General features: G+C 62.6%; 18 protein-coding genes. 8 read left to right on the top strand and 10 right to left on the bottom strand.

What is annotated here, in order from left to right; genetic code table 11:
- Positions 1 to 296 precede the first annotated feature (296 nt).
- Entirely contained in the window at positions 297 to 446 is a 150-nt protein-coding gene (locus BI347_RS23950) for a hypothetical protein (RefSeq protein WP_158020750.1), read from the top strand.
- 279 nt (positions 447 to 725) lie between these two features.
- On the opposite strand, the gene vioE is transcribed toward BI347_RS23950, so the two are convergent.
- The 6 genes from vioE to sph all read right to left on the bottom strand — a co-directional run bounded on the left by vioE (position 726) and on the right by sph (position 9,915).
- Positions 726 to 1,313 carry a violacein biosynthesis enzyme VioE gene (gene vioE / locus BI347_RS07365; RefSeq protein WP_071115606.1) on the bottom strand — a complete coding sequence of 196 codons (588 nt, stop codon included), beginning with the start codon at positions 1,311 to 1,313 and terminating at the stop codon, positions 726 to 728.
- A 10-nt stretch (positions 1,314 to 1,323) separates the two neighbouring features.
- The gene (vioD, locus tag BI347_RS07360; RefSeq protein ID WP_071114647.1) at positions 1,324 to 2,448 is read right to left on the bottom strand and encodes a flavin-dependent violacein biosynthesis monooxygenase VioD; all 1,125 of its coding nucleotides are present in this window, start codon (positions 2,446 to 2,448) and stop codon (positions 1,324 to 1,326) included.
- Positions 2,448 to 3,737, bottom strand: coding sequence for an NADP-dependent violacein biosynthesis oxygenase VioC (gene vioC / locus BI347_RS07355; protein WP_071115605.1), 1,290 nt, complete (start codon positions 3,735 to 3,737; stop codon positions 2,448 to 2,450). Before vioC ends, vioD begins: the two co-directional genes overlap by 1 nt.
- A 1-nt stretch (position 3,738) precedes the next feature.
- The gene (gene vioB / locus BI347_RS07350) at positions 3,739 to 6,732 is read right to left on the bottom strand and encodes an iminophenyl-pyruvate dimer synthase VioB (protein ID WP_071115604.1); all 2,994 of its coding nucleotides are present in this window, start codon (positions 6,730 to 6,732) and stop codon (positions 3,739 to 3,741) included.
- A 50-nt stretch (positions 6,733 to 6,782) separates the two neighbouring features.
- Positions 6,783 to 8,039: a flavin-dependent violacein biosynthesis tryptophan-2 monooxygenase VioA gene (gene vioA, locus BI347_RS07345; protein WP_071114644.1), complete on the bottom strand. Its 1,257-nt coding sequence runs from the start codon at positions 8,037 to 8,039 to the stop codon at positions 6,783 to 6,785.
- 343 nt (positions 8,040 to 8,382) lie between these two features.
- Entirely contained in the window at positions 8,383 to 9,915 is a 1,533-nt protein-coding gene (gene sph / locus BI347_RS07335; RefSeq protein WP_071114642.1) for a sphingomyelin phosphodiesterase, read from the bottom strand.
- A gap of 321 nt (positions 9,916 to 10,236) precedes the next feature.
- Here sph and BI347_RS07330 point away from each other — a divergent pair, with 321 nt between their 5' ends.
- Both BI347_RS07330 and BI347_RS07325 read left to right on the top strand, forming a co-directional pair.
- On the top strand, positions 10,237 to 10,437 hold the full coding sequence (locus tag BI347_RS07330; protein ID WP_071114641.1) for a hypothetical protein: 201 nt from the start codon (positions 10,237 to 10,239) through the stop codon (positions 10,435 to 10,437).
- Positions 10,438 to 10,448: 11 nt separating this feature from the next.
- Complete coding sequence (locus BI347_RS07325; RefSeq protein ID WP_071115603.1) at positions 10,449 to 10,703, top strand: hypothetical protein; 255 nt, start codon at positions 10,449 to 10,451, stop codon at positions 10,701 to 10,703.
- A gap of 78 nt (positions 10,704 to 10,781) precedes the next feature.
- On the opposite strand, the gene BI347_RS07320 is transcribed toward BI347_RS07325, so the two are convergent.
- From BI347_RS07320 to BI347_RS07310, 3 genes are read right to left on the bottom strand one after another with little or no spacing between them, the layout of a single operon-like run.
- On the bottom strand, positions 10,782 to 11,360 hold the full coding sequence (locus tag BI347_RS07320; protein WP_071114639.1) for a YceI family protein: 579 nt from the start codon (positions 11,358 to 11,360) through the stop codon (positions 10,782 to 10,784).
- Between the two features lie 29 nt (positions 11,361 to 11,389).
- Entirely contained in the window at positions 11,390 to 11,953 is a 564-nt protein-coding gene (locus BI347_RS07315; RefSeq protein WP_071115602.1) for a YceI family protein, read from the bottom strand.
- Positions 11,954 to 11,976: 23 nt separating this feature from the next.
- Positions 11,977 to 12,519, bottom strand: coding sequence for a cytochrome b (locus tag BI347_RS07310; protein WP_071114637.1), 543 nt, complete (start codon positions 12,517 to 12,519; stop codon positions 11,977 to 11,979).
- A 355-nt stretch (positions 12,520 to 12,874) separates the two neighbouring features.
- On the opposite strand from BI347_RS07310, the gene BI347_RS07305 reads away from it, so the two are divergent.
- Entirely contained in the window at positions 12,875 to 13,324 is a 450-nt protein-coding gene (locus BI347_RS07305; protein WP_071114636.1) for a lysozyme, read from the top strand.
- An 80-nt stretch (positions 13,325 to 13,404) separates the two neighbouring features.
- On the top strand, positions 13,405 to 13,605 hold the full coding sequence (locus tag BI347_RS07300) for a hypothetical protein (RefSeq protein WP_071114635.1): 201 nt from the start codon (positions 13,405 to 13,407) through the stop codon (positions 13,603 to 13,605).
- Here BI347_RS07300 and BI347_RS07295 read toward each other — a convergent pair.
- Complete coding sequence (locus tag BI347_RS07295; RefSeq protein WP_071115601.1) at positions 13,578 to 14,333, bottom strand: class I SAM-dependent methyltransferase; 756 nt, start codon at positions 14,331 to 14,333, stop codon at positions 13,578 to 13,580. The genes BI347_RS07300 and BI347_RS07295 overlap by 28 nt on opposite strands.
- A 273-nt stretch (positions 14,334 to 14,606) precedes the next feature.
- On the opposite strand from BI347_RS07295, the gene BI347_RS07290 reads away from it, so the two are divergent.
- From BI347_RS07290 to acs, 3 genes are all read left to right on the top strand, one after another.
- Entirely contained in the window at positions 14,607 to 14,915 is a 309-nt protein-coding gene (locus tag BI347_RS07290; RefSeq protein ID WP_071114632.1) for a DUF485 domain-containing protein, read from the top strand.
- A complete protein-coding gene (locus BI347_RS07285) occupies positions 14,915 to 16,594 on the top strand; it encodes a cation acetate symporter (RefSeq protein ID WP_071115600.1) in 1,680 nt (559 codons plus the stop codon). Before BI347_RS07290 ends, BI347_RS07285 begins: the two co-directional genes overlap by 1 nt.
- A 71-nt stretch (positions 16,595 to 16,665) precedes the next feature.
- On the top strand, positions 16,666 to 18,630 hold the full coding sequence (gene acs, locus BI347_RS07280; RefSeq protein WP_071115599.1) for an acetate--CoA ligase: 1,965 nt from the start codon (positions 16,666 to 16,668) through the stop codon (positions 18,628 to 18,630).
- The last annotated feature ends 3 nt before the right edge of the window (positions 18,631 to 18,633 follow it).

The following is an 18,633-nucleotide window of genomic DNA, read 5'->3' as shown; positions in this document are numbered from 1 at the left end:
CTCGAGGCAAAACGACATCAACATCTTCGGCCTCGCCTACCTGCAACAGGTCAGCGACGCCGCCACCGACGAAGGCATACACATCGAACCCGGCATCTGACTGAACGTGTCCGCCACCAGCGATCCCAAAGCCCCGCCCACCATCGTGCGCCAATCCACCATCCCGCACGGCGACTCATTGCTGGCCCAAGGCGCTAGCTCCTGTGAAAGCCGAACGCCCAATATCGAGCCAGTCAGCCCCCTGCCCACGCAGGTGAACGGCAAGTTTCCAGCCGGCTTCAGCATGGCGGGCGCTGGTGGAAACGCTCAAGCACCAGCAGCAACTGGAGCTGAACGTGGTCAACACCACCAACCTGCCGGTCAGCACCCGCAACGCCGGCGGCATCGCCAACATTACCTTTGTCTTGCAAAACGCCAACGCCGTCGAAATGGACGCCATCTTCTGAATTGAAACCATGCAACGCCCGGACGGCAGCTCATTCCTGCAGCTGCAATACACCCAAACCGTGCTGCTGGTATTCGACGAAGTCGTCTGGCCGCATGTTTCCATCGCCACGCTGAGCAAGCGCCAAGCGCGCACATCACTACGCGCGGGAGACGCAACCGTGCTGGACAGCGGCGACATCCGACACATGCGGCAGCGGATGCCGTCATGGCCGGCCAGAATGAAAAAGGGATGGCGCGAACTTGCGCCATCCCTTGCGCCATCCGGCTGGCGCTCGTCCTCAGCCATCGTTGGCGGCAAAAATACCGGCCGGGATCTCCGCGGTGCTCAAATTGGGAAAATCCCGCACCGAGGCATGCTGCCTGTCGTCGCCGGTGACCATCCGCAACAGCAGGCCGGTGCCCGCCTGAAAATACAGCGTGGACGGCCCCTTGTCCGGCCTTTGATACGTCCAGGCGTCGGCCTCCTGTCCCAACACCATGTGCCGACCGACATATTGCGCATCGTGCGTCAGCAACACGTCGCGTGGCAGGAACAACTGTGGAAATGGCCCGGCCTCGTCATCCAGCGGGATATCGCACAGCACCGTGCCGAACGCCATCGCCTCGCGTCCATAGGCCACTTTCTGCTTGCGGGTGCGGCTGCTGACGGCGTTGCCGGTTTCCGACATCCACAGCCGGTAGCCGGTGCCCTCCTCCGACCAGGGATTGAACAGGCCGTCGATGCGGCAGATATTGCGGCGGTAATCGAACCAGCAGTAGCCGGAGCTGAGCTGGTCCTCCGGCTGCATCGGCGACCAGTAGGATACGTAGGCGCTGCTCCATTGCTGCGGCAGCAGCGGCGGCGCGGACGGCGGGATCTGCGTCATGGCGGCGTCCTCAGCGGTCGAGCGCGTAGCCGAGATTGCGCGCCAACGCCTCCGGCAGCGGCGGCAACGCCTTGCGGCGGGCGTCGAAGCTCTGCATGAACTCGGCATTGCTCAGATGCATGCGGCCGTCCACGGTTTCGAACCAGTCGCGGCTGCTGTTGGCGTGCTCGCTGAAAAGCTTCACCAGCGGCATCGCGCGCGCGTCGAAGCTGGCCAGCGCCGCGGCCACACTGGATTCGGCACACAGCGCTTTCACCAGCAGTTGCGCCACCACCACCGCCATGGTGGTGCCGTGGCCGATGGAGAAATGACCGGACTGCAGCGCGTCGCCGATCAGCACCAGCTTGCCGTCGTAGGACCGGTCGTGGCTCAGCGTCATGAAGTTGCGCCAACCCAGACCCGGCTGCGCCACCAGGCCGTGGCCATTCAACTCGGCCTTGAATACGCCGGCGATGTATTCCGCCGCCGCCTCCTCGGACATCTCCCCCAGCCGCGCGCGGGCAAAGGTTTCCTCGCTGCACTCCACCACGAAGGTGCTCATCCGGCTGGAGTACTTGTAGGCGTGGGCGATGAAGATATCCTTGCCGTGAGTGCGGAACACCAGATTCATCTGGTCGAACAGCTGGCTGGTGCCGTACCAGATGTACTTGTTGCTGCCGTATGCCAGCTGCGGCGCCAGCGCCTCGGTGAAGTGCGAGGTCTTGTGATTGATGCCGTTGGCCGCCACGATCAGGTCGTAGTCGTCCAGCGGCAGCTGCTCCTCTGACAGCAGCGGCGATTCATAGCGGATGTCTATGCCCAGCGACTGGCAGCGGGCGCGCAGCGCCTGCACCAGGCCGCGCCGCTCCACGCCGCACAGCAGCACGCCGGTGCTCATCAGGTTGGGCTCGTTATGGTGGACCAGCTTGAAATCTTCCACAAACTGCGGGTCCAGCGTTTCCGGCCGCTCCAGATAGGACAGCGGATTGGCCGGATGCTGGCCCGGTTTGCCTGGCAGCACCACGCCCCAGCCCGCCACCTCTTGCGGATCGTTCTTTTCCACGATGCTGATCCGCCAGTCAGGCTTCGCCAGCTTCAATTGGCTGGCGAACATCAAACCCGCCGGTCCGGCGCCGATAACCAGTATTTTCTTCATCAGTTGACCCTTCCCAATTTGTACCAGACGTTCTGTTTCTTCTGGATGCTTTGCAATTTGTCGTACGGCTCGGAGGTGAAATACAGCTTCTGCGCCATGTCCGGCGGATAGAACTCGGGAAATTTCTGGTGCATGTAGCGGGTGTAGCGGGCACGCAGAAAGAAGATGGGATTGGAACAGCTGAGCACGTCGTAGTTGGCGCGCGCCATGTCCTGCATCGCATCGGCCTGCACCTTGCGCTGCACGGTGAACGCCTCGAAGGCCAGTTCCAGATCGTGGCCATGCTGATCCAGCAGGGTGACGAAGGCGTGGGCGTCTTCCAGCGCCATATTCATGCCCTGCCCCAGGAAGGGCGCGGTGGCGTGCGCGGCGTCGCCCAGCAGCAGCACATTGCCCTTGTAGTTGAAGGTGCTGGAGCGGACGTTGATCAGATCGTTGCTGGGCTTGGTCAGGAACTGCTCCAGCATTTCCTCCCGCACCACGTCGGACAGGCTGCCGAAGTAGCGCTGGAAAAACGCCTTCATCACCTGGCGGTCCTGGGTGGCCAGGCTGGGGCTGCCGGTATACGGCAGGCAGACCGCGATGCTAACGCTGCCGTCCGGAATGGTGGCCGCGCGGCCGGCGAACAGACCGCCGGAATCCATGCCGAAGAAATACAGCAGGTCCTTGCGGTAGCCCAGAGCCTGCGCATCGGGCAACACCAGCGTCTTGTAGCCGTGGCGGAAAAAGGTCTGCTGGAACGCGAAGCGGCGCATGCCGCTCTGCATCGCCTGCCGCACCGCCGAGTGCGCGCCATCGGCGCCTATGATCATGTCGCCGTGCAAACGCTGCAGATCGCCGTCCTTGCCTTGGATCAGCACCGACTTTCCGTCCAGATCGACATCCAGGCACTTGTGCTCGAAATGGTAGCGGACGCCGTTCTGGTTGGCGTGCCGGTTCAGCAGCCGCTGGAAAGCGGCGCGGTTCAGCGACAGCGGATACAGATCCTCCAGCGGCTTCAGCTCGCGGATGCGGAACTTGCCCCCCACCGAAAAGGCCATGCCGACAATCGGCTCGCCGCACTGGTCCAGTTCCGCGCGCGGAATGCCGGCGGCCAGCACCGCCTTGATTCCCCGCACCGTCATGCTGACGCCTATCGCGCGCGAGCTGACCACGTCCACATAGGAGGACAGATCCTGCAATGGATCGCCCCTCTTCTCCACCACGTGCACCTCATATCCTCTGCGCGCCAGGTAGATGGCGGTCAAACCGCCCGCCAAGCCCCCTCCCACAATTATCGCTTTCTGCATTTCAGGCCTCTCTTGTAAGCTTTCCACAAGCCAAATCCATCAAGTGCTGATAATAGAAGTCCAGCAGTTCGCGCTGCGGAACCGCCACCCAGTCCGCCTCCAGGCCGGCCGTGTAGTCGATCAGCGCCCGACAGCGCTTGGCCAGCATCTGGCAACCCAGGCTGTAATCGTCAAACACCCGGCATTCGAAAGACCGCGGAACCGGCGGCGCGGCGTTCCTGCCCGGAACACCGGACGGCATGTTCATCAATGCCGTGGACAGCGGACGCAACAGGCCGGTCATCATGTCTATCGCCGCGTTCATCAACCGGGAACGCCTGAGGCTGCCCAACGGCCTCACCGCGAAATGCTGCGCCATCATCGCCTGCATCAGTTCGTAGCCACTCTGATACAGCTTCATCACTGCGCGGGCCCTGGCGTCCGTCACCAGATTGCCTCCCGCCACCGCCTCCAGCACTGGGTTTTTCAATACCGGCAAGGCCGGCTCGAAAGGCACCGGCTGCGCCATCAGCCGGCCGGCAAGGCTGCGCAGGCGCTGGAAGTGCGAATGCTCGAAATGCGGCGAGTCCACCGCGCCGCCCTCCCCCTGTTCGGTGACGAAACGGATGGCGAACAGCGCGCTGTCGCGGTCGGACACCTCCAGCTGATAAGCGGGAAACGCGCGGTTGGTCAGTTCATTGAGAAACAGATGGTGCTCGCCGCCCTGCTTGCCGCCGGCATCGCCGAACAGGCCGGGCAACTCCTCCAACGCCTGCAGAATCGACGCGTAGAAAGCGGAGATGGACTTGGCCGGCGCCGGGATGAAGCCCGGCCATTCCAGCTTGATGAAGCGCGCCAGCACATATTCGGAAAACGGTTCGAAGGACAGCTCGGTGTCCAGTCCGAAGGCCTGCTGCGCCTGCTGGCCGAACAGAGCCTCTCCGGGATGGAAAGGCTCGCCCAGCGCCATCAGCAGATTGTTCACCAGCAGGTAGTGGATCATCTCCTCGTGCGCCACTTCCAGTATCGCGCCGCGGATGCCGCTGTCGCGCCGCCGCTCGCCGCCGCCGCAGGCCAGCTCCAACTGCGCCTGGCTCCACTGGCCGGCCTGCACCATATCCTGCCCCTGCGCGTAATTGGGAATGGAATAGGCGGCGTAGACGTACTGCAGCATGATGGACAGTTCCAGATCCACCGCCTTTTTCAGCGCCGCCACCAACTGCGCCTTGTTCTCGATGCGAGCCGGCTGCTGCGGCGCCGGCGCCAGCAAGCGGGTGGCGCCCTCCACATTGGCCAGGTATTTCAGAAACAGTCCGGCCTTGGGCCGGGACAGCTCCCGGGTGCTTGGCATGTAATAGCTTTTGTCGCGGTTTTGCGGATCGCACATCTGCCACATCAGCCGGGCATAGGTATCGCACTTGCAACGGTCGGCCAGGCTGAACACCTTGTCTGACATGAAGGGATAGATCAGTTCGTAGTACGCCATCACATGCCGGTACAGGAAGGCGTAATCCACCTGCTCCGCCGGCACCTCGTCCAGCTGCCAGTCGTCCGGCAGGACGCGCAGATTGATGGTCTGCGCGCCGTGGTCCAGCACGATGCGGGCGATGCCCGGCTGCTGTCCGGTCACCAGCCACTCCATGTCGCCGTCGCGCTGCCGCGTCTCCACGGAGGCCTGGCCGCCGCCGGTAATCTGAAAAGGAATCGCGGGCCGCGGCCGGTGCTCGCCGCGGTAATAGCTCTTGACCGTGATACGTTCGGGAAAGAAGCGCTGGCGGGCGCGGTCGGGCGCTTCCAGATACAAATTGTTGGCATCGGACTGCGATACCCAGTCCACTTCCTCCCAGCGCGCCATGGCGCTCTCCAGCGCCAGCGAGCCCGACGGCGCGCCAAGCAAAGGCACATCCAGAATGCCGTGGTTGCGCCAGTAGTCCAGATACAGCGCCTGCGGCACCCTGGCCACGACTGTCCCCGCGCGGTCCTTCAGCAGCAGGTCGCCCAGGGGGAGCTTGCCGCCCAGCGCGTGGGTAGGCCGGCCGGGCGCGGGCCCCTCTTCCCGGGTGGTGAACGGAATAGCCGTGCACATATTGAGCGAAACCTGGCCAGCGTGGATTTTCAGCGTCAGCGGCCCCAGCCCCGGCGCGGCCGACTGCAGCAGGCGGCCGGCCGGATAGCTGGCCAGCTCCTTGCGGCGCCACAGGCCCGCCACCCCGACCAAATCGTGAAACACCGGCGAGTCCGGCTGCGGCGGCGTGGACATATTGAACAGCGCGTACTGGACGGTCAGCCCCAGCACATCTTCGTCCTCCAGCGCCTGCTGCATCTGCCGCAACGCCGCCGAATCCAGCCCCTGCAGATTGAACAGGAAATACGGGTCTTTCTTGGACAGGGAAAACTGGAACACCCGCGCCAGCGCGAATTCATCGTCCAGAAAATGGCCGGAACGCTCGCAGACATGCCCGCCCCTCACCCAGCGCGCGCCATGGGCCTGGGCGATATCGGCGGTGAACAGATGCGGCGCATGGGCGGTCGCGCCGCGCGGGGAGAGGGTCAATTGTCCGGCATAGATCTGCGTCGCGTCCGGCCGGGTGGGATCATTGTCCACCCAGCGCGCGCGGTTGAAGGTAGTGCGCAGATACTCGTTGTAGTGCCCCCACAGCGCCAGCCTGGCGCCGACCAGGCCGTCATGCTCATCATGGCCGCCGGCCGTCGGCTGGACATGGGTGACAACCGCATTCTCCCAAGAGAAATGATTGTTGCCGCAGGCGTTGTAGCCGCTGGCCAGGCTGAACACGCCATCGTCGGCAAGCCTGCCTTCCCGGTCGAACCTGGGGCCGGATTGGTGCAGATGCCGATGGAACTCGGCAGGCGGCCGGGATAGATCGAATGGCCGGCCATCCATCAATACCGTATTGCTGGCCATATCGATATGGCCCTGGACATTGCGGTTGGCGGTCGGCGCGTTGACGCGCGCGAATCCCCTGAAATGCAGACGCGGAAAATCAAGAATGCTCATATTGCTCCCGGATGGATGGATTCAGTGCCTTGGGACAGCCCTCCCGCTACTCATCCGGCGATCCGCTGCAGCAAGATGCCGCTGGCCTCCCTGGCGCTGAGCAGTCCGCCCTCCATCCAGCCGCAATGCTCGGTATAGGCGTCGGAACAGGCGATGATGCCGTTGTCCCGGTGCAGCAAGGCCGCAGGGTGCTCGGCAGCCGCGTCCTGGCAAAATTCGACGCCGTGCGCCCAATATTTGTGGATGTGCTGGCTGGGCTGGGGAATCCTGTCCTTGGCGATGCCCAACGCGTCCGCCAGGTGGTGGCGGACCTGTTCTAGATACCCCTCCTCGCCATCGGCGACGCGGGCGCGCCAATAGCCGGCCATTTCGCTGTCGGTGTAGAAGAAAACGTATTTGTCGCTCTTGAAGTAAACCTTGCGCAACGGGTTGTCCACGATCAGCACCTGGTCTTCCAACCTGTAGTCCTTCCACCAGGCTTCGTCGTAAGCCAGAAAACCCTTGAACAAGGGCAAAGAGCCGTAGCGGGACGGACTCCACTCCTCGGGGAAGTTGAGGTTGAGCGTGGCCATCGCCGACGGCGGAATGGCCAGGATCAAATGCCGGGCGTGGTGGGTCAGTTGCCAGCCGTCCTCTCCCACCAGGCTCAGGCAATAGCCTTCGTCGTCGCGGCTGACCGAGAGCAGGCGGAATCCCAGGCTGAACTTGGCGCCGCCGGCCTTCACCTTGTCCTTCATCTGCGCGATCAGGCCGTTGAAGCCTTCCTCCGCGGAAAACCATTGATTGCCGTCGTTTTCGGTGAAGCTCTGGATTTCGGGATGCTTGCCGACGATGTCGTAGGCCATCTCGGCCGAGATATTGGGCAGGAACAACGCGTCGTAGCCCATGGACTTGATCATTCCGACAGCGGATTCCTTGCCTTGATAGCGGCTGACGAAATTGAGAAAAGATTCCTTGCCGTGCTCTTTCAAACGGGGGGACAGCTCCCGCATCGCGTTCTTCAGCTTCTGCTGGGTATGGCTTTTGAATTTCAACTGGGTGAAGGGGTAGCTTTCGCTCTTCTGGCTGTAGCTTTGCATCATGCGCTGGAAATGCGGATGCAATTGCGGGGAATAGCGCCCGGCCCCCAGTTCGATCGCCGCTTTGCCATCCAGACTTCGCGAGCGGATGCGTCCTCCGGCCTCAGCCTGCATGTCGAAGATCCTGATGGACAGGCCGCGGCAGGCCGATGATTCCAGCAAATGCGTGGCACAGCTCAAGCCGCTGATTCCCGCGCCGACAATGCAAATATCCGAACGATGCTTCATCACGAAATCCCTCTATTCAATCTGCATGCCCGGACCGCGCAAGCGGCCGGGAAGATTCAAATCAGGTGGGTGGAGTGTCAAGCTATGGAATCGCCAGTCCTGCAGGATGAAAGCCGCGCCTTTTCCGCTATCGTTTTTCCTTTGCGGCAGGCCGCGCGCCTTATCCAGTCCTGAACAAAAAATACTAATTAAATGTAATTATTGAAAATTAAATTCATATGGAATTGAGAGACAATAGTCTAAAGAAAATTATTCCTCAAGAATATTGTCTGACAAAATGAGACAACCTGTTCTAAGTATCAGGCCCAGCATCAGGAAAATGAGACATGCCAGGCCCCTGCGCTCAACGCCGCTTGGCGTAGACCAATTGCGACTGCCAATCCAGATACTGGCCCGCGCCGCCGATCCGTACGCGGAAGCGCTCGCCGTCGCCGATTGACGGCTGCCAGAGATAGAGCTGGTCGGCATGGCCGCCGCCGCTCCAGGCGGTGAGATAGTAGTCGGCCGCCCGCGCCCAGTCCTTCAGCGACACCACGTCGCCATCCTGCAGGCAGCCGTCCGGTCGGCTCTGGTTGACCAGCCTGAGTTCCGGCGAATGATTCAGCGGCCCTTGCGCGGTGTAATAGGCGTACTGGTTGCCGCCCACTGTGCCCCACCAGTTCCAGAACCAGCCCGGACGGTCGGCGCGCTCCAGCCGCACGTACTCGCCGGAGCGCACGCAGCCGTTGTCGCGCATCGAGAAATTATTGGACAGGTTGAATTGCGCCTGTGGCCCCGCCGCAGCGGCGCGGGTTTTCAACCAGCCGTCGTTGCTGTCGGCGCTTTGCACGTAGCGGCCGTTGGCCAGGTTTTGCAGGCTGATCTGGCGGTAACTTCCGGCAGGGGCGGTCAATGAATGGGTGGGCGTGGCCGCGTCGGCCCAGGCGAAGGCCTGGACCGGATAGTGGTCGCTGAAATCGGTGTAGGCATAGGTCTGCTTCGCTACCGCCGACTGCGCCGTCCATTGCGGCGACGGCGCGTCCAGCGCCAGGTTGTGCCACATCGCCGGCTGGCGGTGCCCCTTCAGCAGCAGGATGTAGTCGATGTATTCCGGCGCATCGCCGCTGCGCGCGCCGTAGCGCTCCAGCGCAATGCCGTTGTTGCGGGTATCGAAGCTGTCCGGCATGCCGACATAGCGCGGCTCGTTCACTTGCAGGATGTTCAGCAGCGCCTGGTATTCGGCGGTTTTATGCCGGTCGGTGTTCATGTCGCCGGCGATGATCACCGGCTCTTCCGGCGGCAGCTGGCGCGCCTGGATCCAGGCCGCCATCTCGCGCAGCTGGCCCTGGCGCACCGCGATGTCGGCATGGTTGCGGCAGCCGCCGTCCTCCGACTGCAGGTGGGTGCCGATCACGTGGTAGAACTGGCCGCCCACATTGATCTTGGCGTAGGCGAAGCCCTTCAGCGCCTGACCGTCCCAGCTGCAACCCGGCGTGCGGTACAGGTACTGGCGCTGCTCCACTATCGGCCAGCGGCTAAGAATGCCGACGCCGCCATCTTCCGGCCTCATGGCGTCCCAACCTTCGGTCGAGTCCCAGCCCTGCTGGGTGCGGCCGATCACCGGCGTCTGGTAGGGAAAGCGCGGCTTCAGCCGCTGGTACAGATGTTCCGAGGCAACATTGTCTTGCAGCTCCTGAAACACCACCACGTCCTGGTGCTGCAGGATGGGCGACGCCGCCATCAATTCCACCCGCCGCATCTGGCCATAGTTGGGATACAAGGCCTGCGGCAGCAGCATCGCGTTCCAGGTGGTGAGTTTCAGATCGTCGGGATAGGCTGCATGGCTGGCCGCGGGCAGGGCCAGAGACACGCACAGCAGAAAACGCCAGGCTTTCATTGGACATCCTTAGCGAGATGGGTGGGAAAGCGGATCAGGCTGGGCCATGCGTTTTTCATTTTGGTTAATTATTTAAAAATTAACATGCCAAAAGAATTAAAAAGCGAATTATTATCAAAAGCCGGATAGTCAATCCAGTCCAGCCAGGATTATCAAAACGGAAATGCGCAATACACTCCCCGATGCAGCGGGCTCCTGCCGCACGGGGCTGGCGGACATCTGGGCGCGGGCGGATAAACCCGTCTGCGCCACAATCGAGGAGACAATGGCCATGGATTTGCAAATACTGAAACACCCGCCGCGCGTCGGGCAATCGCAGCGTTGCAGAATGGCGATCTGAATGCCTGGCTGGCAGCCTTCGACGCCGATGCCAGGCGGTGCTCCGCTCGACTGCTCGGCCTAGAACCGCGCGGCCCCTTCCATACCGCGCAATGGAGCGATTTTTGCGCGGATTTCCGCTTCGAGACCGGTCAGGACGGCAGGATCGCGCGGCTGCGCATCGGCCAGGCCGGCGAACAGTAAAGGAGAATGACATGCATACCGCGATGGTGATGCTGGCGGGGATGGCCCTGCTGGCGGCCTGTCTGGCCGCGGGACATCTGGCCGGCAACCTGGCGGCCGGCGCGCTGATCTTCATTCCGCTGTGGCTGCTTGGAGCCGCGCTCAATCTATGGGTGGGCGTCAGCCGGGCCGGCTATTCGACGCGCGAGGAATTGCCGATCTTCCTGCTGATCTTCAGCCTTCCAACCGCCATCGCCGCCCTGTTGTGGTGGAAATTCGGCCACTAGCCCGAAAACAGAACAGCCCCTGCCCGCGATGGGCAGAGGCTGTTTTCGCCTGCGGACCGCGCGGGTCCGGGACGGGAATCACTCGTGGATGGCTTCCACCGCGATGTCGATGGTGACATCGTCGCCGACGTAGGGAGCGTACTTGCCGGCGTTGAACTCGGTGCGCTTGATCTTGGTGCTGGCGTTGGCGCCGATGGCGTCCTTCTTCAGCATCGGATGCGGCTGCTGCAGGAAGCTGGACAAGGTCAGGGTGACAGGCTTGGTCACGCCCTTGATGGTCAGGTTGCCTTCCACCGCGGTCGGCTTGTCGCCGTCGAACAACACCTTGGTGGACTTGAAGGTGGCGGTCGGATACTTGGCTGTGTCGAAGAAGTCGGCGCCCTGGATGTGGCCGTTGAATACCGGGTAGCCGGTGTCGACCGACTTCATGTCGATGGTGACGTCAACCGAGCCGGTCTTGGCTTCCTTGTCCAGCACGATCTTGCCGCTGGTCTTGTCGAAACGGCTCAACTGGGTGGAAAAACCCAGGTGGCTGTAGGAAAAGCGCGGGAAAGTGTGGGTGCCGTCGATGATGTAGGTTTCCGGCGCGGCCAGCGCGGCGCTGCTGAAACCGGCAACCGCGACTGCGGCAAGGGTGAGGCGGATCAGTTTGTTCATGGCATTTTTCCTTGTGGGTGGAACGGCGTTTACTTGGCTCGGGCCAGCAGGTGGAACTTGATCTGGATTTCATTGGCTACGGTGCCGAAATCCTTCCAGTCGCCCTCGCCGATGGCGAAGTCGGCGCGCTTGATGACGAAGGCGCCGTCAAATACGGCGGCGTTGCCCTGGGGCGCCATGGTGGCGGTGGTGCTGACGGCCTGGGTCTTGCCCTTGATGGTCAGCTTGCCGTCCACCTGGTAGCGGTTGCCGCCCAGCGAACGGATGGCGGACGACACGAAGCGGGCGGTCGGATATTGCTTGGTGTTGAACCAATCCTTGTCGGCCACCTGGTCGTTGGCCTCGGCAGAACCGGTATCGATGCTGGCGATGTCCACATTGAACGCGGCCTTGGCGGTGGCCGGCTTGGCCGGATCGAAGCTGAGCTGGGCGCTGAACTTCTTGAAATGGCCCTGCATGCCCACGCCCATCTGCTTGTAGCCGAAGGCGATATTGCTCTTGTCCTGCTGGATGGAGGTGAACTCTACGGCATGGGCGGCCAGCGGCGCCGACAAGGCGGCGGCCAGCAACAGCGCGGTACGGTTGATCTGCATATTTTGGTTCTCCAGGTAAGGATTCAGGACTTTGCGCGCCAGGGCAGCATGCGCGTCAGCACGTCGTCCCTATCGATCAAATGATGCTTCAGCGCGGCGGCCACGTGTCCGGCAACCACCACCGCCAGCAGGTAATTCAACACGGTGTGCAGGCTTTGCAAGCTGTCGCCCAGCGCCTTGTCCGGCGAGAGCAGGTCCGGCAGCGGCAGCACGCCGAAATAAACGGTCTGCACCCCCTTGGCCGAGCTCATCAACCAGCCGGATAGCGGAATGGCCACCATCAACAGATACAGCATGGCGTGGCCGGCATGGGCCATCGCGCGCACCGCGCCGCCCATCGCGGCAGGCAGGGCCGGCGGGCGATGGGTGAGACGCCAGGCCAGCCGCAGCCCCACCAGCAAAAACAGGGTGACGCCCGACCACTTGTGCCAGGAATAGATTTTCAGCTTGAACGGCGAAAACGGCAGTCCATGCATGTAGAACCCGACGCTGAACAGACAGACCAGGCCTAGGGCCATCAGCCAGTGCAGGAAGATGGCGGTGGAGGTGTAACGCGCTTGTGACATGAACGGCCTCGTGACGAAATCGGCAAATGCCCGGCAACTCCAGGCCGCGGTCGACCTGATCGAGGTCCCGACGCAACGGCCACCGGATGACAGCCACTGTAAGCGGTTTTCATTTCACGAAATAGCCCGCTTAAACGAATTTATTATTTCCGATTAATAAACAATGATCCGTACTAACCCCTAGACTGGCGAAAACCTGCGCGCATTCCCTTGACAGGCGCACAGCGGCATTGCCATAAACCAAAAACCATAAAAACTGGCCCAAAGACCAGTTAAGTCAATACCAAAGACCAGTGTTTCCTGATGCATCCATGCAATGCCCTGCCCCCCAAACCGCCATCCCTCTGGAGTTCCCATGCAAACCAGCAACAACGGCATCAATCTGATCAAGCAATTTGAAGGCATCCGCCTCACCGCCTACCAAGACTCGGTAGGCGTCTGGACCATAGGCTACGGCCATACCGGAGCGGATGTCCGCTCCGGCCTGACCATCAGCCAGAATCAGGCGGAACAATTGCTGCGCACCGACCTTGGCCGGTTTGAAACCGGCGTGGGCCAACTGGTGACCGTGCCCCTCAACCAGAACCAGTTCGACGCGCTGGTCAGCTTCAGCTACAACCTGGGGCTGGGCAATCTGAAAAGCTCCACCCTGCTGCGCCTGCTGAACAACAAAGACTACAACGGCGCCGCCGGGCAGTTTCCCTTGTGGGACAAAGCTGGCGGCCAAGTGCTGGCCGGCTTGCACAAGCGCCGGCTGGCGGAGCAGGCGCTGTTCGAAACCGCCCCGGCGACCGTCGCCGCATAAAACAAATTGACCATGTAGCCGCCACACCGGTTCCGCCCGCTGCTAAGCTGGGCGGAACTGTCACTTTTATAGCCTCCGCCATGCCGCAAGACACCCGCAAGCCGCGCAACGCGCCGCTGTGCCTGGGTTGCCAGCACTACTTCGTCACCTACAAGCCAAGCTTCCCCCATGGCTGCCGGGCGATGGGCTTTGCCAGCAAGCGCGCGCCCTGCCTGGACGTGCAGGAAGCATCCGGCCAGCCCTGCATCCGCTTTCAACCCAAAGCCGGCAAGCCGTCCTGAGCGTGGCCAAGCTGCAGGATGATCTCGCGGCTATCCGCGCGCCACTCGCCAGCTTGCCAGTCGCCATGCAGCGCGGCGACGCGCAAGCCGGCAAGTTCCAACTCGGCCCGCAGCGTCGGCAAATCGCAAAATCGCAGCCTGGCGTCCACGCTCAGTTCGCGCTCCTCATCCAGGAAACGGAAATGGCTGCGATAGTCTATCAACCCGCCCTGCGCCGACAACAGGCTGTGGCCAAGCTCCACCGCGCCATGGTGCGGATGGCTCGCCCGGCGCGGCGCCTGCCGTCCCCACTGCAGCCAGGCCCGCGCCAGCGGATTGCCGGTTTCAAACGCGAACACGCCGTCCGGCGCCAGATGGCGTTTGATGCTGCGCCATAGCGCGCGCCTGTCCTCTGCGCTCAGAAATACCTGGAAGGCGTGGCCGGTGCAGCAGATCAACTCAAATTGCCCATCCAGCCGAAACCGCCGCGCGTCGGCCTCCAGCCAGCGCACCCGATCCGCGCCGGGGCGTCGCCTGGCGATCGCCAGCATGGCCGCGGCGGGGTCCAACGCCGTCAACTCGGCGCTGCGCGCCATTTCCACGGCCAATAGGCCGGTGCCGCAGCCCAGATCCAGCACCCTGCCCTGCCGTGGCAGCAGGCCCAAGTAGTAATCGTTGTCCTCGCCCCAGCCGTTGAACAAGTCATACACCTCCGCCAACGTCCGCTCGCCATACAAGCCCTGTTCCATTACCCGCCCGCAAACGCCGCCAACCGCTCATGATGCAGCCCGTCCAGGCTTTTGTCATGCCAGATGGCTACGGCAAGGCTTTCCAGCGGCAAACATGCTCAGATTTCGAGTAAAAATTCCAACGTATATCATTGATTTAAATACATTTTTGAAGACAATCATCGGCATGACAAATTTGCCGCATCAAAAAATACGATTAGATTCCATCCCACTTTGTCTCGTATGTTTTCTGCAGCGCCATACCAAGCGCAACACCTACAAAAGGAGGATGTCATGAATGAGGAGACACTGAAGAAGATTCAGTCCAATCCCAAGTATCTGGAACTGGTCCACAAGAAGACCAGCCTGGGCTGGACGCTGGCCATCGTCATGCTGGCCATCTATTACGGCTACATTCTGGTCCTGGCTTTCGACCCGTCGCTGCTGGGCAGGCCGCTGTACGCCGGCGCCACCATGACGGTGGGCATCCCGGTGGGCATCTGCATCATCCTGTCCGCCTTCGTGCTCACCGGCATCTACGTGCGCCGCGCCAACCGCGAGTTCGACCCGCTGACCCAACAGATCGTCGAGGAGTCCAGATAATGCAGCCACGCAAACTCACCCTTGCCGCCTGTGCGGCGGCGCTGCTGCCGACGCTGGCGGCGGCGGCCGGCGCGATTGAAGGCGACGTCAAGCAGCAGGCCACCAACTGGCACGCCATCATCATGTTCTTCCTGTTTGTCGCCTTCACGCTGGGCGTCACCTACTGGGCGGCGCGCCGCACCAAGTCGGCCAGCGACTTCTACGCCGCCGGCGGCGGCATCACCGGTTTCCAGAACGGCCTGGCCATCGCCGGCGACTACATGTCGGCGGCGTCCTTCCTGGGCATCTCCGCGCTGGTGTTCGACAAGGGCTACGATGGCCTGATCTACTCGATGGGCTTCCTGGTGGGCTGGCCCATCATCCTGTTCCTGGTGGCGGAGCGGCTGCGCAACCTGGGCAAATACACCTTCGCCGACGTGGCGTCCTACCGGCTGCGGCAGGGCCCGGTGCGCAGCTTCGCCGCGCTGTCGACGCTGGTGGTGGTGGCGATGTACCTGATCGCCCAGATGGTGGGCGCGGGCAAGCTGATTCAGCTGTTGTTCGGCATGAGCTATGGCTCGGCGGTGCTGCTGGTGGGCGTGTTGATGGTGTGCTACGTGCTGTTCGGCGGCATGCTGGCCACCACCTGGGTGCAGATCATCAAGGCCGTGCTGCTGCTGGCCGGCGCCACCTTCATGGCGCTGATGGTGCTGTCCACTGTCGGCTTCAACCCAGAATTGATGTTTGAAAAAGCCGTCGCCGCGCACAGCAAGGGCATCGCCATCATGTCGCCGGGCAAGGCCGATCCGATAGACTCCATCTCGCTGGGCCTGGCGCTGATGTTCGGCACCGCCGGCCTGCCGCACATCCTGATGCGCTTCTTCACCGTGGCCGACGCCAAGGAAGCCCGCAAATCGGTGTTCTACGCCACCGGCTTCATCGGCTACTTCTACATCCTCACCTTCATCATCGGCTTCGGCGCCATCATGCTGGTGCTGAACCAGCCGGGGATGATGGAAACCGTGATGAAGGACGGCAAGGAAGTCCACCAGTTGATAGGCGGCAGCAATATGGCGGCCATTCATCTGGCCGACGCGGTGGGTGGCAACATCTTCCTCGGCTTCATCTCCGCGGTGGCCTTCGCCACCATCCTGGCGGTGGTGTCCGGCCTGGCGCTGTCCGGCGCCAGCGCGGTGTCCCACGACCTTTACGCCAGCGTGATCAAGCACGGCAAAGCCAACGAGACCGACGAGATCCGCGTCTCCAAGATCACCACCATGGTGCTGGGCGTGGTCGCCATCGTGCTGGGCCTGGCGTTCGAGAAGCAGAACATCGCCTTCATGGTGGGCCTCGCCTTCTCCATCGCCGCCTCGGCCAACTTCCCGGTGCTGTTCCTGTCGATGTTCTGGAAGGGCCTGACCACCCGCGGCGCGGTGATCGGCGGCCTGGTGGGCCTGGTGTCCGCCATCGCGCTGATCGTGCTGGGGCCGGCGGTATGGGTGGAAGTGATGAAGCACGAACACGCCGTCTTCCCATACAAGAATCCGGCCATCTTCTCGATGACGCTGGCCTTCGTCGTCACCTGGCTGGTGTCGGTGCTGGACGGCTCGCCGGCCGCAGCGGATGAAAAAGCCAAGTTCGACGCCCAATACGTGCGGGCGATGACAGGCATCGGCGCCAGTGGCGCCAGCAAACATTAAATGCCATCATCATTGACATGCCGCGCGCCTTGCCGCGCGCGGCAATAACACTAAAGACTCTGGAGAAACGCATGTCCACGCTAGATTCCATTCTCAAGGAAACCCGCAGCTTCGCCCCGTCGGAAGACTTCCGCCACAAGGCCGCCATCAGCGGCATGGAGGCCTACAACGCCCTGTGCGAGCAGGCGGATGACCATTACCTGTCGTTCTGGGGGGAACTGGCGCGTGAACGCATCACCTGGAAAAAGCCTTTCTCGAGAGTGCTGGACGACAGCAACGCCCCGTTCTTCAAATGGTTCGACGACGGCGTGCTCAACGTTTCCTACAACTGCCTGGACCGCCATCTGGCCACCGACGCCAACAAGATCGCCATCATCTTCGAGGCCGACGACGGCGAAGTGACCCGCGTCACCTACGCCGAACTGCATCGCCGCGTCTGCCAGTTCGCCAACGGCCTGAAAAGCCTGGGGGTGAAAAAGGGCGACCGGGTGGTGGTGTACATGCCGATGGGCATTGAGGCGGTGGTGACGATGCAGGCCTGCGCCCGCATCGGCGCCATCCACTCGGTGGTGTTCGGCGGCTTCTCCGCCGGCGCGGTGCGCGACCGCATCCAGGACGCCGGCGCCACCTTGGTGGTCACTGCCAATGAAGGCATGCGCGGCGGCAAGAGCGTGGCGCTGAAGGCCACCGTGGACGAGGCGCTGGCGCTGGAAGGCGCCGAGTCGGTGAAGAACGTGGTGGTGTATCAGCGCACCAATGGCGGCGCCAACTGGGTGGACGGCCGCGACGTGTGGTGGCACAAACTGACCGAGGGCCAGAGCGAAGCCTGCGAACCGGAATGGATGAGCGCCGAGGATCCGCTGTTCATCCTTTACACCTCCGGCTCCACCGGCAAGCCCAAGGGCATCCAGCACAGCAGCGCCGGCTACCTGCTGGGCGCGATCAACAGCTTCCGCTGGGTGTTCGACTACAAGCCCAACGACGTCTACTGGTGCACCGCCGACGTAGGCTGGATCACCGGCCACAGCTATGTCTGCTACGGCCCGCTGGGCAACGGCGCCACCCAGCTGATCTTCGAGGGCGTGCCCACTTATCCGGACGCCGGCCGCTTCTGGCGCATGATAGAAAAACACAAGGTATCCATCTTCTACACCGCGCCCACCGCCATCCGCTCGCTGATCAAGCTGGGCTCCGACCTGCCCAAACAGTTCGACCTGTCCAGCTTGCGCGTGCTGGGCACCGTCGGCGAGCCGATCAACCCAGAAGCCTGGATGTGGTATTACGAAGTGGTGGGCGGCAGCCGCTGCCCGATCGTCGACACCTGGTGGCAAACCGAAACCGGCTCGGCGATGATCGCGCCGCTGCCGGGCGCGGTGCCGACCAAGCCGGGCTCCTGCACCCTGCCCTTGCCCGGCATCATCGCCGACATCGTCGACGAATCCGGCGCCCAGGTGGAGCCCGGACGCGGCGGCTTCCTGGTGATCAAGCGCCCCTTCCCCAGCCTGGTGCGCACCATCTGGAACGACCCGGACCGCTTCAAGAAAACCTACTTCCCGGACGAATTCAACGGCCGCTACTACCTGGCCGGCGATTCCGCCAACCGCGACGGGAACGGCTACTTCTGGATCATGGGCCGCATCGACGACGTGCTGAACGTATCCGGCCACCGGCTGGGCACCATGGAGATAGAATCAGCGCTGGTGTCCAACCCGCTGGTGGCCGAAGCCGCGGTGGTAGGCAAGCCGCATGACGTCAAGGGCGAGGCCGTGGTGGCCTTCGTGGTGCTGAAAGGCGCGCGGCCGGAAGGCGACGCCGCCAAAATCGTGGCGGCGGAACTGAAAAACTGGGTGGCGCACGAAATCGGCAAGATCGCCCAGCCCGACGACATCCGCTTCGGCGAGAACCTGCCCAAGACCCGCTCCGGCAAGATCATGCGCCGCCTGTTGCGCTCCATCGCCAAGGGCGAGGAAATCACCCAGGACGTCTCCACGCTGGAAAACCCGCAAATCCTGGCCCAGCTGCAACGGCTGCTGTAAGTC

Origin of the sequence: Chromobacterium sphagni (genome assembly GCF_001855575.1) — a bacterium.
Classification (GTDB): Bacteria; Pseudomonadota; Gammaproteobacteria; order Burkholderiales; family Chromobacteriaceae; genus Chromobacterium; species Chromobacterium sphagni.
The sequence above is the reverse complement of the archived record's forward strand: the minus strand, read 5'-3'. Positions and strand labels throughout refer to the sequence as shown.

Bases quoted from the DNA above. Each gene is read 5' to 3' on its own strand.
- BI347_RS07325 (WP_071115603.1), top strand. From the start codon at position 10,449: ATGCATACCGCGATGGTGATGCTGGCGGGGATGGCCCTGCTGGCGGCC.
- BI347_RS07285 (WP_071115600.1), top strand. From the start codon at position 14,915: ATGCAGCCACGCAAACTCACCCTTGCCGCCTGTGCGGCGGCGCTGCTG.
- BI347_RS07295 (WP_071115601.1), bottom strand. From the start codon at position 14,333: ATGGAACAGGGCTTGTATGGCGAGCGGACGTTGGCGGAGGTGTATGAC.
- BI347_RS07300 (WP_071114635.1), top strand. From the start codon at position 13,405: ATGCCGCAAGACACCCGCAAGCCGCGCAACGCGCCGCTGTGCCTGGGT.
- vioD (WP_071114647.1), bottom strand. From the start codon at position 2,448: ATGAAGAAAATACTGGTTATCGGCGCCGGACCGGCGGGTTTGATGTTC.
- BI347_RS07290 (WP_071114632.1), top strand. From the start codon at position 14,607: ATGAATGAGGAGACACTGAAGAAGATTCAGTCCAATCCCAAGTATCTG.
- BI347_RS07305 (WP_071114636.1), top strand. From the start codon at position 12,875: ATGCAAACCAGCAACAACGGCATCAATCTGATCAAGCAATTTGAAGGC.
- BI347_RS07320 (WP_071114639.1), bottom strand. From the start codon at position 11,360: ATGAACAAACTGATCCGCCTCACCCTTGCCGCAGTCGCGGTTGCCGGT.
- vioC (WP_071115605.1), bottom strand. From the start codon at position 3,737: ATGCAGAAAGCGATAATTGTGGGAGGGGGCTTGGCGGGCGGTTTGACC.
- BI347_RS07310 (WP_071114637.1), bottom strand. From the start codon at position 12,519: ATGTCACAAGCGCGTTACACCTCCACCGCCATCTTCCTGCACTGGCTG.
- BI347_RS07315 (WP_071115602.1), bottom strand. From the start codon at position 11,953: ATGCAGATCAACCGTACCGCGCTGTTGCTGGCCGCCGCCTTGTCGGCG.
- sph (WP_071114642.1), bottom strand. From the start codon at position 9,915: ATGAAAGCCTGGCGTTTTCTGCTGTGCGTGTCTCTGGCCCTGCCCGCG.
- vioE (WP_071115606.1), bottom strand. From the start codon at position 1,313: ATGACGCAGATCCCGCCGTCCGCGCCGCCGCTGCTGCCGCAGCAATGG.
- vioB (WP_071115604.1), bottom strand. From the start codon at position 6,732: ATGAGCATTCTTGATTTTCCGCGTCTGCATTTCAGGGGATTCGCGCGC.
- acs (WP_071115599.1), top strand. From the start codon at position 16,666: ATGTCCACGCTAGATTCCATTCTCAAGGAAACCCGCAGCTTCGCCCCG.
- vioA (WP_071114644.1), bottom strand. From the start codon at position 8,039: ATGAAGCATCGTTCGGATATTTGCATTGTCGGCGCGGGAATCAGCGGC.